The organism is Caldifermentibacillus hisashii (genome assembly GCF_039654145.1).
Classification (GTDB): domain Bacteria; phylum Bacillota; class Bacilli; order Bacillales; family Caldibacillaceae; genus Caldifermentibacillus; species Caldifermentibacillus hisashii.
Map to the genome: position 1 here is coordinate 1,606,193 of NZ_CP155467.1, position 15,592 is coordinate 1,621,784.

General features: G+C 38.4%; 11 protein-coding genes. 10 read left to right on the plus strand and 1 reads right to left on the minus strand.

Translation table 11 applies throughout. From position 1 onward, the window contains the following. Window positions 1-57: 57 nt before the first annotated feature. The gene (locus NSQ14_RS07590; RefSeq protein ID WP_034769670.1) at window positions 58-1,767 is read right to left on the minus strand and encodes an Rqc2 family fibronectin-binding protein; all 1,710 of its coding nucleotides are present in this window, start codon (window positions 1,765-1,767) and stop codon (window positions 58-60) included. Between the two features lie 199 nt (window positions 1,768-1,966). Between NSQ14_RS07590 and NSQ14_RS07595 the strand changes: the two genes are divergently transcribed. The 10 genes from NSQ14_RS07595 (at window position 1,967) to pknB (ending at window position 15,587) form a co-directional block, all read left to right on the plus strand. After that, window positions 1,967-4,639 (plus strand): calcium-translocating P-type ATPase, SERCA-type, encoded by a 2,673-nt coding sequence (locus NSQ14_RS07595; RefSeq protein ID WP_041848609.1) that lies wholly within the window; start codon window positions 1,967-1,969, stop codon window positions 4,637-4,639. 202 nt (window positions 4,640-4,841) lie between these two features. Continuing rightward, a complete protein-coding gene (locus NSQ14_RS07600) occupies window positions 4,842-5,705 on the plus strand; it encodes a YicC/YloC family endoribonuclease (protein WP_346217053.1) in 864 nt (287 codons plus the stop codon). An 81-nt stretch (window positions 5,706-5,786) separates the two neighbouring features. Beyond that, the gene (gmk, locus tag NSQ14_RS07605; RefSeq protein ID WP_034769677.1) at window positions 5,787-6,404 is read left to right on the plus strand and encodes a guanylate kinase; all 618 of its coding nucleotides are present in this window, start codon (window positions 5,787-5,789) and stop codon (window positions 6,402-6,404) included. After that, complete coding sequence (rpoZ, locus tag NSQ14_RS07610) at window positions 6,405-6,599, plus strand: DNA-directed RNA polymerase subunit omega (protein ID WP_034769680.1); 195 nt, start codon at window positions 6,405-6,407, stop codon at window positions 6,597-6,599. A 275-nt stretch (window positions 6,600-6,874) separates the two neighbouring features. Next, window positions 6,875-8,074 carry a bifunctional phosphopantothenoylcysteine decarboxylase/phosphopantothenate--cysteine ligase CoaBC gene (gene coaBC, locus NSQ14_RS07615; protein ID WP_328186694.1) on the plus strand — a complete coding sequence of 400 codons (1,200 nt, stop codon included), beginning with the start codon at window positions 6,875-6,877 and terminating at the stop codon, window positions 8,072-8,074. 1 nt (window position 8,075) lies between these two features. Continuing rightward, window positions 8,076-10,502 carry a primosomal protein N' gene (gene priA, locus NSQ14_RS07620; protein ID WP_346217054.1) on the plus strand — a complete coding sequence of 809 codons (2,427 nt, stop codon included), beginning with the start codon at window positions 8,076-8,078 and terminating at the stop codon, window positions 10,500-10,502. 26 nt (window positions 10,503-10,528) lie between these two features. Continuing rightward, window positions 10,529-11,476, plus strand: coding sequence for a methionyl-tRNA formyltransferase (gene fmt / locus NSQ14_RS07625; RefSeq protein ID WP_227138737.1), 948 nt, complete (start codon window positions 10,529-10,531; stop codon window positions 11,474-11,476). Further along, window positions 11,469-12,809 carry a 16S rRNA (cytosine(967)-C(5))-methyltransferase RsmB gene (rsmB, locus tag NSQ14_RS07630; protein WP_041903205.1) on the plus strand — a complete coding sequence of 447 codons (1,341 nt, stop codon included), beginning with the start codon at window positions 11,469-11,471 and terminating at the stop codon, window positions 12,807-12,809. Before fmt ends, rsmB begins: the two co-directional genes overlap by 8 nt. 67 nt (window positions 12,810-12,876) lie before the next feature. After that, a complete protein-coding gene (locus NSQ14_RS07635; protein ID WP_034769861.1) occupies window positions 12,877-13,656 on the plus strand; it encodes a Stp1/IreP family PP2C-type Ser/Thr phosphatase in 780 nt (259 codons plus the stop codon). Continuing rightward, window positions 13,635-15,587: a Stk1 family PASTA domain-containing Ser/Thr kinase gene (pknB, locus tag NSQ14_RS07640; RefSeq protein WP_034769689.1), complete on the plus strand. Its 1,953-nt coding sequence runs from the start codon at window positions 13,635-13,637 to the stop codon at window positions 15,585-15,587. The genes NSQ14_RS07635 and pknB overlap by 22 nt, the downstream gene beginning before the upstream one ends. Window positions 15,588-15,592 lie beyond the last annotated feature (5 nt).

Below are 15,592 nucleotides of genomic sequence, written 5' to 3' on the forward strand. Positions count from 1 at the left end.
GAAGTTTTATCAGATCGGATAAATCCAAACAAAGAACAGAACAAAGGAGCCGGATAATCAGCTCCTTTTCTTTAATTTTGCTACAAGTTCAGCTTTTGGTGTCACAAAGATTGTTTGTTGATGATCATAAATAACAAATCCGGGTTTCGCTCCGTTTGGTTTTCTGACATATTTCACTTTTGTACAATCAACGGGAACCCTGCTTGAGGCACGTGCTTTACTAAAATAGGCTGCGAGAACGGCTGCTTGTTCAATCGTTTCCTCTGATGGATTTCCGCTCCGAATGACAACATGTGAGCCGGGAATATCTTTTGTGTGCAACCAAATATCTTCTTTATGAGCCAGCTTCATCGTTAAATAATCATTTTGTTTATTATTTTTTCCAACAAGAATGGAAGTGCCGTCCGCCGCCTCGTATTTTTCCAATTCCGGTTGCGTTTTTTGTTTTTTCACCGTTTTTTTCTGCCGCAAACGAATATAGCCTTGTTCGGCCAATTCTTCTTTTATTTCTTCTATATCTTTTGGAGCGGCACTCTCTAATTGTTGCAAAATGTTCTCTAAATACAACAACTCCTCTTTTGCCTTTTCCATTTGCTCCTGAACATGTATGATTGCCTTCTTACTTTTTTGGTATTTTTGAAAATACATTTGGGCATTTTCAGATGGAGTTTTATTAGGATTTAACGGAATATCGACCGGTTTATTTTCATCATAATAGTTTTCAACCGTAATTTGCTCCATACCTTTTTGAACGGCATACATATGGGCTGTTAACAATTCTCCATATAATTGATAAATCGAGCTGTTTTCCGCTTCTTCCATCGTTTCTTGTAATTTTTCGAGTTTCCCTTTGTTTTTATCGATTTCATTTTTGATCCGTTTTTCAATATCACCGCTGATTTGTTTCACACGATCTCTTTGTGCCTTGCCGAAATAATAGGCATCCAATAATTTGCTTAAAGTCGGGAATGATTTCTTTTCTCCCGGGATATGTTCTAGCGGAAACATATAAAAATATTCCTTTTGGTTTCCTGTTATCATTGTCGGTAATATTTCGCGTTTTTGCACCTTTTTCATTAAAGCAATAAATTCTTTCGGTACCGTTATCCGGTTGGCAAGCCCTGCCCGATGGACAACTTCTTTGGCAAACAACGGAGAAATTCCACTGAATTGGTTAACAAGTTGCTTGTCCAGTTTCCCGCTATTGAAATCAATCTGTTTTAGAATATCTTCCTCCTTACAAAGAAACGGATTTAATTTTCCTTGAGCAGGTGGCCAAATATATGGTTGCCCCGGTAAAATGGCACGATACCGGTTAACTGCATAGGAAATGTGCTTAATACTATCAAGAATTACCTCTTTATCAGCATCAATTAAAATGATATTACTATGTCGCCCCATAATTTCAATAATTAAATGTTTATAGGATAAATCCCCGATTTCGTTCCTGCCTTTAATTTTAAAGATGATGATCCGGTCCATCTCTTTTTGGTAGATGTCTTCAATAATATGTCCTTCCAAATGTTTCCTTAACAACATACAAAACAAGGGAGGGGTAGCCGGGTTCTCATATTCTTCTTCAGTTAATTGGACCCTGGCATAGGATGGGTGTGCAGATAAAAGTAACTTTTCATTTTTCCCCCGGGCCCGGACTGTTAATACAATTTCATTTAAAAATGGTTGATGTATTTTCAAAATGCGTCCGCCATTTAAGACGGAAGCTAATTCATGTGTCATAACATATGTAAATAATCCGTCAAAAGACATAAATAACACCCTTTTCAAATTTTATCTCGATTTCGATTGTATACGACTACCAAGGTAAATAAACCCGATTTTCTTTACAAAATGGAATCTTTCACAAGTATAGCATTTTTTAGGACAAGGATGAATAATCTTTAATGAGAAAACAAACTGGCTTAGCGATTGACAACAATTACAATAGGGAATGGAGGAATCGATTGCGTTGAAATATCATGAGATGAGTCCCGAACAAGTGGAAAAGGCCGTTCAAACGTCTTTTAAAAACGGATTGACGAACGAAGAAATCAAAATAAGACGGAAACAGTTCGGATTCAATGAATTACAAGAAGCGGAAAAGCAATCGGCATTGCTTTTATTTTTTAGCCAATTTAAAGATTTTATGGTAATCGTTCTATTAGTCGCCACACTGATATCCGGAATCTTAGGTGAATATATTGATGCAATTGCGATCATTCTTATCGTATTTGTAAACGGGATTTTAGGCTTTTTTCAGGAACGAAAAGCAGAAAAATCACTGGAGGCATTAAAAGAACTTTCTGCCCCAATGGCAACCGTATTAAGGGGTGGTAAGTGGGAAAAAATCCCTTCTAAAGAAATTGTCCCGGGTGATATTCTCCGTTTTGCCAGTGGTGACAGGATTAGTGCGGACATCCGTTTATTCGAAATAAGTAGTTTAGAAATTGAGGAATCGGCCTTAACCGGTGAATCCGTCCCCGCAGTTAAAGAAATTGCACCAATTCATGGCGAAAATATCGGTCTCGGGGATCTGAACAATATGGCTTTCATGGGTACCATGGTGACGAGGGGAAGCGGAAAAGGGGTTGTCATTGGAACTGGTATGAAAACAGCAATGGGGCAAATTGCTGATTTATTGCAAACCGAACAAAACTTACAAACCCCATTGCAAAGAAGACTTGAACAACTCGGGAAAATATTAATTGTCGTTGCTTTGGTTTTAACTTTACTCGTTGTCGCAATCGGAGTTTGGCAAGGCCATGATTTGTATACGATGTTTTTATCCGGTGTTTCACTAGCTGTTGCGGCGATTCCAGAAGGGCTTCCGGCAATTGTGACGATCGCCTTATCACTTGGTGTGCAACGGATGATTAAGAAAAATGCGATTGTCCGAAAACTTCCGGCTGTTGAAACATTAGGCTGTGCTTCGGTCATTTGCTCCGATAAAACCGGAACAATGACCCAAAATAAAATGACGGTTACACATTTATGGGCAAATGATCAAACTTGGACCGTTTCAGGACAAGGGTATGAACCACAAGGCCATTTTACTCGAAATAATCAAACAATGAATCCTGCCCAAGATGACCATTTTTATAAATTATTGAGTTTTAGTATGCTTTGTAATCATGCAGCTTTGATAGAGGAAAAAGGTAAATATCACGTTGACGGGGATCCGACTGAAGGTGCTTTGCTCGTTTCCGGGATGAAAGCAGGTTTGTCAAGAGATCATTTATTGCAGGAATATCGCATTATTCAAGAGTTTCCGTTTGATTCTTCTAGAAAAATGATGACGGTCATTGTGGAAGATAAAAAAGGACATCGTTTTGCAATTACGAAAGGCGCTCCCGATATTTTAATCAGCTTAAGTGAGTCAGTATATGTTGGTGGAAAAAAACAATATATGTCGCAAATTTGGACTAATAGGCTGCAAACAACGGTCGAACGCCTTGCTTCACAAGCACTCCGAACGATTGCCGTTGCCTATAAGCCGGTTCCAAACCGGTTATTCAATCATGAGGCAGAAGTGGAAAATGAATTGGTTTTTATCGGTTTACAAGGCATGATCGATCCGCCTAGACCTGAGGTGAAAGCAGCAATCCAAGAATGTAAAGCAGCCGGTATAAAAACGGTGATGATTACCGGGGACCATGTGATAACAGCTCGGGCAATAGGGGAACAACTTGGGATTTTAAATAGAGACGACTTTGTTTTGGAAGGCAGGAAGTTGGAGTCGATGTCGCTTAAGGAATTGGATGAGATTGTCGATAATGTTTCCGTTTTTGCACGCGTCTCACCGGAACATAAATTAAAAATAGTCAAAGCACTGCAAAATAAAGGCCATATCGTCGCAATGACCGGTGACGGGGTAAACGATGCCCCGGCAATTAAAGCGGCCGATATCGGTATTGCAATGGGCATAACCGGGACGGATGTTGCAAAAGAATCTTCGGCATTAATCTTACTCGATGATAATTTTGCAACAATTAAAGCGGCGATCCATGAAGGGCGCAATATTTATGAAAATATTCGTAAATTCATTCGCTACTTACTCGCTTCTAATGTTGGGGAAATATTGGTCATGTTATTTGCCATGATTCTGGCATTACCTTTGCCACTTGTTCCGATTCAGATTCTATGGGTAAACCTGGTAACGGATGGACTGCCGGCAATGGCATTAGGACTCGATCAACCTGAGGGAGATGTGATGAAGAGAAAACCAAGACATCCGAAAGAAGGTGTGTTTGCAAGGAGACTTGGCTGGAAGGTGATTTCGCGGGGATTTTTAATCGGCGTGGCTACTTTACTGGCATTTCTTATTGCATATAAACAAAACCCGGATCATTTAGAATATGCGCAAACGGTCGCCTTTGCTACCCTTGTGTTAGCCCAGTTGATTCATGTTTTTGATTGCCGCAGTGAGCATTCTATTTTTGCGAGAAATCCGTTTGGCAATCCGTATTTAGTCTGGGCAGTTCTATCCAGTGTGGTTTTAATGATTATTGTGATTTATTTTCCGCCGCTGCAAACGGTTTTCCATACCGTGGCAATTGTTCCGACAGACTGGTTGTTGATTTTGGCAATGGCAGCTATTCCAACATTTTTACTTGCAGGTTCATTATTTATAAGAAAAAAATAGAGAATGTGATATAATAACGAAAGGGAATCTGGATTCAACCAATTTCCTTTCTTTTTTTAGCTAATAGGAAAGTATAAATTTTTCAATTTCTACTTTCCTAACGCATAAGTGCTCTTGCGGCTCTGCTCTCGCCTAAAGGCTCAGCAATCGCCGAGTTTTCTTTATACATTAATATAGTTGCTTTTATGGAAAAGGTGATGTTATGGTAATGAGTATGACAGGTTTTGGCAGGAGTGAGAGAGACGGGATTGTTGTTGAAATTCGCTCAGTCAATCACCGGTATTTCGATTTCCATACCCGAATTCCGCAGCCATTACTAAAATTGGAAGAGAAAATTAAAAAAATATGTCAACAATATGTCGTACGTGGCCGTGTTGATTGTTCCATTAATATTTCCACATCCGTGCCGACAAATCGTGGATTACATATTGACTGGAATCTTCTGGACGAGTATTATCAATTCATAAACAATTTAAAGGAACGTTATCAACTACATGAAGAAATCGGGATTACCCACTTTTTGCAACATGATGGTCTTATTTCCGTAATTGAACAAGAAGTCGTCAACCCGGAAATGGAAAATACCATTATCATTGCAGTGGAAGAGGCTGTCCAGCAATTACGGAAGATGCGGATCATAGAGGGGAAAGCTTTACAAAATGAAATTGCCAACTACTTGGAATTAATGGATTCATTTGTTCAAGAAATTTTCGAGGCGGCACCAATTGTAAAAGTTGAATATGAGGAAAAACTTCGAAAAAAAATATGCGAATATACCAGTGGTCTTTTTGATGAAACAAGGGTGCTGACAGAGGTCGCCATATTTGCAGATAAAATTGATATTTCCGAAGAGCTAACGCGTTTAAATAGTCATATAAATCAATTTCGAAAATCGCTTAACTCTATGGAACCGATTGGGCGAAAATGTGATTTTCTTGTCCAGGAGATGAATCGGGAAGTCAATACAATCGCAGCAAAAGCAAATCATGCGAATATAACCAATAAAGTAGTTGAATTGAAAAGTATTATTGAAAAAATTCGGGAACAAGTTCAAAATATTGAATGATCCATATTTTATCGTTTATAAATATAAACCATACATAATATTAGTGTTTTTTATCAATGATTATTTAGGGCAGGTGAAACAATGGAAACAGATAAGGGATTGTTAATTGTTCTTTCCGGTCCGTCCGGAGTCGGGAAAGGAACGGTAAGAAAAGCGGTATTTTCTGAGCCGGATATTAGTTTTGAATATTCTATTTCAGCAACTTCACGACCGATGAGACCAGGTGAAATTGATGGAGTCGATTACTTTTTTAAAACGAGAGAGCAATTTGAACAAATGATTCAAGATGGGGAACTGCTTGAATATACCGAGTATGTCGGAAATTACTACGGAACGCCTGTTCAATATGTAAAAGATACTTTATCAGAAGGAAAAGATGTATTTCTTGAGATCGAAGTAGAAGGCGCAAAACAAGTAAGGGAAAAATTCCCTGATGGTTTATTTATCTTTTTAATTCCACCAAGTTTGAGTGAATTGGAGAACCGGATCAAAACGAGGGGAACGGAATCTGATGAATTAATCAAAAATCGGATGCTTGTTGCTCGTGAAGAATTAAAAATGATGAATTTATATGATTATGTTATTGAAAATGATCGGGTTGATCATGCCGTAAAAAAAATAAAAGCCATCGTTATCGCTGAACATTGTCGGCGAACCCGAATAGAAAAAAGAATAAAAAAATTACTGGGGGTAGATTAAATGTTATATCCTTCGATCGATTCTTTATTGGAAAAAGTAAACTCGAAATATTTGTTGGTCACCATTGCTTCAAAACGTGCCCGGCAAATGCAAGAATTGAATGATTACCAACTAGATCATTACGTTTCCCAAAAAAATGTCGGAAAAGCATTAGAGGAAATTAACGACGGCGTTTTAGTGAAAGATGCAGAATAAAAAAGGCACCAAGGTTTTTTAAAAAATTCAGATAAAAGAGTGGAGCAATCGGATGTACCGATTGCTTTCTTCCTTTTATACATTAAAGAATATATAAATTTGGACGCCCAAGTTTTCTTTATTCTAATAGCACTTCTCTATTTTTACATTTTATTTTTATGGTATGATTGTACAAAGGTAATCATTGCTCGGGTAACATCATTCGTGACATGCAATTCATCTAAAATTGAATCAACCTTTTTGAAAAGAAACTTTCAGTGAAAAGAGGTAAAAACATGCAGAAAAAAGTATTGTTGTGTGTATCCGGCGGAATTGCTGCATATAAAGCCGTCCAGTTAACAAGTAAACTAACGCAAAATGGTTTTGATGTGAAAGTAATGATGACAGGAAATGCGACAAAATTTGTTATGCCTTTATCTTTTCAGGCGATTTCCCGAAATGATGTATATACAGATACTTTTGATGAAAAAGACCCGGCAAAAATTGCTCATATTGACTTAGCCGATTGGCCGGATGTCATTGTAATTGCACCGGCGACAGCGAATATCATTGGAAAATTGGCAAACGGGATTGCAGATGATATGGTATCGACGACTTTACTCGCTACAGAGAAACCTGTATTTATTGCACCGGCCATGAATGTTCATATGTATAATCACCCCGTTGTCCAAGAAAATATAGCGCGTTTGAAATCATTCGGATATCATTTTATCGAGCCGAGTGAAGGTTATTTAGCTTGCGGGTATGTTGGCAAAGGAAGGCTTGAAGAACCTGAAATCATTGTTGAGCATGTAAAAACATTTTTTGTTCAAAATAAGCAACAATTTTTACGAGGAAAGACGGTGTTAATTTCCGCCGGTCCAACCCGAGAAAAGATTGATCCGGTTCGTTATTTATCTAATTATTCATCGGGAAAGATGGGCTATGCGATTGCCGAAGTGGCGCAATATTTGGGGGCAAATGTGATCCTTATTTCCGGACCGGTGAGCCTGAAACCGCCCGTCGGAGTACAGATCATCCGGGTTGAAAGTGCTGAGGAGATGTATGAAGCGGTTCTGCAGTATTTTGATGAAGCCGATATTGTTATTAAGTCTGCCGCTGTCAGTGATTACCGGCCGAAAAAAATCTTTCAACAAAAAATGAAAAAACAATCACAGGAACTTGTCATCGAATTGGAACGTACAGTCGATATTTTAGCAGAATTAGGAAAAAGAAAAAAAGCTCAATTTTTAATTGGGTTCGCTGCTGAAACGAATCATGTTGAAGAATACGCGAAACAAAAATTACAGAGTAAAAATGCGGATATGATCGTCGCCAATAATGTCATGCAAGAAGGGGCCGGGTTCGGAACGGATACGAATATAGTAACCTTTTATAAAGCGAACAATGAAAAGAAACAACTTCCTAAATTAACGAAACATGAAGTCGCATATGAAATTTTAAAAGAAGCATATGAAGCAAAAAAGGGCGAGTAGTATGAATAGAATTGCAAGTGTAATCGTTGATGTACCAACCGCACAAACGGATCGGTCATTTGATTATTTGATTCCTGATGAATTAAAGGATAATTTGGAAGTGGGCATGCGCGTCATTGTCCCTTTTGGCAACAGGCAGGTTCAAGGTTTTGTTATTGCTTTTAAAGAAAAATCCACCATATCCGGTTTAAAAGAAATTATCGAACCAATGGATATTGAACCTGTTCTTAATCAGGAACTTTTACAGTTGGGGGAATTTTTGGCTAATGAAACACTTTGCTTAAAAATTTCCGCCTATCAAGTCATGTTGCCACCTGCGTTAAAAGCAAAGTATGACAAATATATAACGTTAGCGAAGGATCGAGAAATCGGGGAATTGCCAAAGGAACTGGAACCTCTCTTTTTGAAACAGAAAAAAGTAAACTGGAAAGATGCGGAAAAGCTCGTACCGTCATCCTATTTGTATCGACAAGCACGGGCAGGTTTATTTGATGTTTCATATGAAATTAAAAATAAAGGAAATAAAAAGAAAAATATTTACTATGTGCCGTTTTCGGATCAAGCTCAATTTTTAAATAAACTAAATCAATTGAACCTTACCGGTAAAAAGCAGTTACAAGTAGTGAATATATATTTGCAAAATTTTGCCTCCCATACGGTAAAACAGATTGAAACAAAAGTTCCCAACGCCCGTTCATCATTAAATCAACTGGTTAGTAAAGGTCTGTTGAAAAAAGAAGAGTATGAGGAATATCGTGACCCTTATCAAAATAAAAAATTTCGAGAAACGAAAGCATTGCCTTTAACAGATGAACAAGAGCTTGTCATCAAACCAATTCTTGATTCCATTGAACATTCCACTCATGAAGTGTTTCTGCTTCACGGTGTAACGGGCAGCGGTAAAACAGAAGTATATTTACAGTCGATTGAAAAGGTCATGAAGAATGGAAAAGAAGCCATTGTCCTTGTTCCGGAAATTTCTCTTACCCCGCAAATGGTAGAACGTTTTAAAGGAAGATTTGGAAACAAAGTAGCTGTCCTCCATAGCGGACTATCGCTTGGTGAAAAATATGACGAGTGGCGGAAAATTCAGCGAAAAGAAGTACAAGTCGTCGTTGGTGCCCGTTCGGCAATATTTGCTCCGTTTGAAAATATCGGGATTATTATCATTGATGAAGAACATGAGACAAGTTATAAGCAGGAAGACAATCCCCGATACCATGCAAGGGATGTGGCGATTGAGCGGGGCAAAAATCATCAATGTCCTGTTGTCTTGGGCAGTGCGACACCGTCTTTGGAATCTTTCGCCAGAGCTCAAAAAGGGGTATATCACCTATTAACTATGGAAAAACGAATGAACAACTCCCAACTGCCTGTTGTCGAAATTGTTGACATGCGGGAGGAACTGAGAACGGGAAATCGCTCAATGTTTTCTACTGCTTTGTTGGAAAAAATGCGGTTGCGCTTGGAAAGATCTGAACAGATTGTCTTAATGTTAAATCGCCGGGGCTATTCATCTTTTGTTATGTGTCGAAACTGCGGTTATGTGTTGAAATGTCCAAATTGCGATATTTCCTTAACCTATCATAAAGTGACTGATCAAGTAAAATGCCATTATTGCGGTTTTGAAATGCGTACGCCTAAACAATGTCCGGAATGTTCGAGCAATCATATTCGCTTTTTTGGTACCGGGACACAAAAAGTAGAAGAAGAGCTTGGAAGAATTTTACCGGAAGCCCGGGTCATTCGAATGGATGTTGATACAACCACCAGGAAAGGATCACATGAAAAATTGTTGACAGCTTTTCAAGAAAAAAAAGCAGATATTTTACTAGGAACACAAATGATTGCGAAAGGACTTGATTTTCCCAACATTACTTTAGTGGGGGTATTATCGGCTGACAGCTCTCTACATATTCCGGATTTCCGATCAAGCGAGAGAACTTTTCAATTGCTGACACAAGTAAGTGGCCGGGCCGGGCGTCACGACTTGCCCGGAGAAGTCATTATTCAAACATATACACCTGAACATTACAGTATTAATTTTGCAAAAGAACATGATTATTTAACATTCTACCAGTATGAAATGATGATAAGAAAACGCGGGCAATATCCACCGTTTTATTACTTAGCACTGATCAATGTGAGCCATGAAAACTTGCAATATACGTATACGGTCATAGAAAAAATTACTTCATTTGTTCGGGGACAACTTGCAGACGGAAAAGGAGAAACCCTCATCCTTGGTCCGGCAGTCTCACCGATTCTAAAAATCAAAAATAGATATCGTTATCAGTGTTTGATAAAATACAAAAATGAACCGAACCTAATCTCAACATTAAAGCAGGTATTGGAACATTTTCAGGAAGATCAAGTCAAACGAGGTCTTCATATATCAATTGATTTAAATCCTTATTCAATGATGTAAATGTAAGGTGAAAGGAATGGATGAAAATGGTAAAAGTTGTTTTTATGGGTACACCAGATTTTTCCGTACCGATTCTCAACCGGCTATTAACAGACGGCTATGAAGTGATTGGTGTTGTAACCCAACCGGATCGTCCTGTTGGTCGTAAAAAAACGATGACACCGCCACCGGTTAAGATTGCGGCAGAACAACACGGCATTCCTGTTTTTCAACCGGAAAAACTGCGGGATGAAGCATCACTTCAGGCTATATTAAATTTATATCCCGATTTGGTCATTACTGCGGCATATGGTCAAATTTTACCAAAAAAATTGCTTGATGCTCCAACATACGGTTGTATCAATGTCCATGCTTCCTTACTGCCCGAGTTAAGAGGCGGAGCCCCCATTCATTATGCCATTATTCAGGGAAAAGAAAAGACAGGGATTACGATTATGTATATGGCTGAAAAATTAGATGCCGGCGACATTTTAGCGCAAACGGTAGTACCCATTGCAGAAAGAGACACGGTTGGTACGCTTCATGATAAACTTAGTGAAGCAGGGGCCGATTTATTAAGTGATACGTTACCGAAACTGTTAAACGGAGAGATTACACCAATCAAACAAGATGATCGTGAAGCCACTTTTGCCCCAAACATAAAACATGAGCAGGAAAAAATTGATTGGCATAAGACCGGAGAAGAAATTTATAATCACATTCGCGGTCTCAACCCGTGGCCGGTTGCGTATACGACATTAGACGGGAAACCGATTAAAATTTGGTGGGGCGAAAAACAGCCGCGTCCAAAGATCGAACAGCCCGGGACTATTGTTGCCGTTGAAAAGGACGGATTTATCGTGGCAACCGGAAATTCAACCGCTATTAAAATTACTGAACTACAACCTGCGGGAAAAAAACGAATGCCGGCCGCACAATTTTTACTTGGAAAACCTGATTTAGAAAGAAGTATACTGGGGGTAGAAGATGAGTAAAAAGGTAAGGGAAGCGGCTCTGGATATCCTGGAATTTGTTGAAAAAAACGGAGCTTACAGCAATCTTGTTTTAAACAATACGATCAATAAAAACAAATATTCCAGTATGGATGCCGCCTTATTAACAGAACTTTGTTACGGAACATTGCAGCGGCAAATAACCCTTGATTTTTTTCTCAATCCTTTTATTAAAAAACAAAAGCGGATTGATTCCTGGGTACGACAATTGTTACGATTATCTGTCTATCAAATGGTCTATCTTGATAAAATACCGGATCATGCCATTATTAATGAAGCTGTTCAAATTGCTAAGAAGCGGGGGAATAAAGGTATTAGCGGCTTTGTTAACGGAGTCTTACGATCCATTCAAAGAGAAGGTGTTCCTCCTCTTGCCGCCATTCAAGATTCAATCGAACGTCTTTCAATTGAAACAAGTCATCCGAAATGGCTGGTTGAGCGATGGGTTCAACAATATGGTTTTGAAAAAACAAAGCAAATGTGTGAAGAAAATGTACGGCCGGCAAAACAAACCGCTCGCATCAATGAGTGGAAAACGAATATGGATTATGTGATTGAATCCCTTGGTAAGGAAGGAATTTCGGTTGAAAAAAGCTCTTCTATTCCGGTGGCGGTAAAAGCAGATAAAGGTAATTTCGTTCACTCCCTCGCATTTCAAAACGGTTTACTAACGATGCAAGATGAAAGTTCCATGATTGTTGCGTACGTTGTGGCACCGGAAAAAGGAGAAAAAATCCTAGATGCTTGTGCTGCTCCCGGTGGAAAGACGACACATATGGCTGAAAGAATGGAAAATACCGGAGAAATTATCGCCTTAGATCTGCATGAGCATAAAGTGAAACTGATTAATCAAAATGCGGCAAGACTTGGATTAACGAATATTCGAGCAAAGCAAACGGACAGTCGCCAAATGGGGACCCATTTTGAGAAAGAATCCTTTGATCGTATATTAGTTGATGCGCCTTGTTCAGGATTCGGAGTACTGAAAAGAAAACCGGATGTGAAATATACAAAAACTGAAAAAGATATTAAAAATTTAACAAAACTGCAATTGGAGTTATTAAACCAAGCTGCCCCTCTTGTCAAACCGGGAGGAATATTGGTATACAGTACATGTACAGTTGACCAAGATGAAAATCAGAGCGTAACGGAAAAATTTTTAGCCGAACATCCGGATTTTGCAGGCGATGAAACAATTTACGAGCGGGTTCCGCAAGCGATTAGACCGTTTGTACACCATCATGAGATCGAAATTTTGCCACAGTATTTAAAAAGTGATGGTTTTTATATTGCATGCTTTCAAAAGAAAGTGTAACTTTTGAAATAGAAGGTATAAAATGAAGATAAATAAACTGGTTAAGGCATATGAACGAGGTGAAATTATGAAGGTTGTCCAACGTACGGATCGAGGAAAAGTAAGAAATCACAATGAAGATCACGTAGGTATTTTTACAAATCATTCAGGACATCTGTTGGCGGTGGTTGCTGATGGCATGGGTGGCCATTTAGCCGGCGATGTTGCTAGTAAAATGACAATTGAGTTAATTCAAGACTTGTGGGACAACAATGCGCCGAATACAGAAGTCCCGGACCAAACGGAAATGTGGTTCCAACAAGCCATTCAAGAGATCAACGAAAAAATATACACCTATGCCAACGAAAATCCTGAATGTAAAGGAATGGGCACTACTTTAGTTGCCGCTTTATGCACAAATAAATTTGTCTCTATCGCACATATTGGTGATAGCCGCTGTTACATATTAAATGAACATGGATTTCGTCAATTAACTGATGATCACTCATTAGTCAATGAACTGGTCAAAAGTGGACAAATTTCAAAAGAAGATGCTGAACACCATCCACGGAAAAATGTATTACTAAGGGCATTGGGGACAGAACCATCTGTTACCATTGACACAATTACCGTTGATTTTGATATAGGTGATTATTTGATTCTTTGTACGGATGGTTTGTCTAATAAAGTATCTGATAAAGAAATTGCCGAAATTCTTAGTTTGGATGAAAAATTGGAAGATAAGGCAGATCAATTGATTCAACTGGCCAATGATAATGGGGGCGAAGATAATATAACACTGGCAATCATACATAACAGCGAATGCGAGAAAGCAGGTGATAATTCATGCTCATTGGCAAGCGAATAAACGATCGATATAAGATCATCGAATATATTGGCGGGGGAGGTATGGCCAACGTATATCTTGCTCGTGATATGATTCTCGAGAGGGATGTAGCCGTCAAAGTTTTACGACTCGATTTAGCCAATGATGATGAACTTATTCGCCGCTTTCATCGTGAAGCACAATCTGCCACAAGTCTTGTTCATCCGAATATCGTTAATATTTATGATGTCGGTGAAGAAGACAACATTTATTATATTGTCATGGAGTATGTTGATGGAGAAACCTTAAAACAATATATCCAAAATCATTTTCCCATACCCATTGAAAAGGTCATAGATATTACACTGCAAATCACATCGGCAATTAGTCATGCACATCAAAATAATATTATCCATCGAGATATTAAACCGCAAAATATTTTGATCGATAAAAAAGGAAATGTGAAAATAACGGATTTTGGTATTGCAGTTGCCTTGACATCAACAACGATTACCCAAACGAATTCTGTGTTGGGAACGGTTCATTATATCTCTCCTGAGCAAGCTCGGGGCGGAGTAGCAACAAAAAAATCTGATATTTACTCTTTGGGCATCGTTTTATTTGAGTTATTAACAGGCAGACTTCCATTCTCAGGTGAATCGGCAGTTTCCATCGCACTGAAACATTTGCAAACTGAAACTCCTCATCCGCGAAGTTGGAATCCGTCCATTCCACAATCTGTTGAAAATATTATTTTGAAGGCGACGGCCAAAGATCCGTTTTACCGATATGACGACATTGAAGAGTTTAAAGCTGATTTACTTACTTGTCTTGACCCGTCACGTATCAACGAGCCTCCATTTGTTTTACCTGTAGATGAAGAAGCAACAAAAGTAATACCGGTTATAAAAGAACCAAAAGAATCAAAGGAAGAGCTTAAGATTGATAATGATTCGGGAAAAGATAAAGGAAAGAAAGATAAAAAGAAAAAAAAGGGAAATAAACAAAAACGAAAAAAATGGCCGTTTGTATTAATTTTCACTTCCCTACTTATTATTTTAATGGGTATTCTTGTATTAACAACAGATGTTTTTGGTGCGAAAGACGTAAAAGTTCCCGATGTTCGCAATATGAAATTAGATGATGCCATTAAAGAACTGGAAAAAGCCAATTTTGTTATCGGTGATACGATTGAAAAGCCGGATGATAAGATTCGGGAAAATTACGTCTTAAAAACAAATCCAAAAGCAGGGAGTATGAAAGCGGAAGGCAGCAAAATTACGATTTATGTCAGTACCGGGAAAGAAACAATAGAAATGGAAGATTATCGCGGAGAACAATTTGACGAGGTTCAAGCATTATTAACTGAACAAGAGTTAAATTTTAAAAGCATCGAGGTAAATGAAGAATACAGTGACAAGGAAGCAGGAATCATTCTTGATCAAAATCCCGCACCCGGTAAAAAGGTTGTTCCGGAAGATACCGATTTAGTTTTCACTGTAAGTAAAGGTGATCAAAGCATTTCACTAAAAGATTTAACGAATTATTCAACAGAAGATTTAAATTATTATATGAAAGCGACCGGTATCAATATAACAACAACAGAACAATACCATGATACGATTCCTAAAGGTAACGTGATTAGTCAAGACGTAAAACCCGGAACTTCTTTAAAAAAGGGTGCCACTGTCCATGTTGTTGTTTCAAAAGGAAAAGAAGAAAAGCCGCCGAAAACGGTGACGATCGATATTTCCGTTGTTTATACAGGGAATCCGGAAGAAAAACAAGTACAACACGTGCAAATTTTTATAGATGACATGAATCATGACTTTTCAGTACCTTATGAAACATTTGATATGACAGAAACAACGAGGAAAAGGTTTGATCTCGTGATTCAACCAAATTCAAGCGGCAGATATAAAGTTGTTATCGATAACCAAGTTGTTCAAGATCAAGTCGTTCCATATGAATAACAATA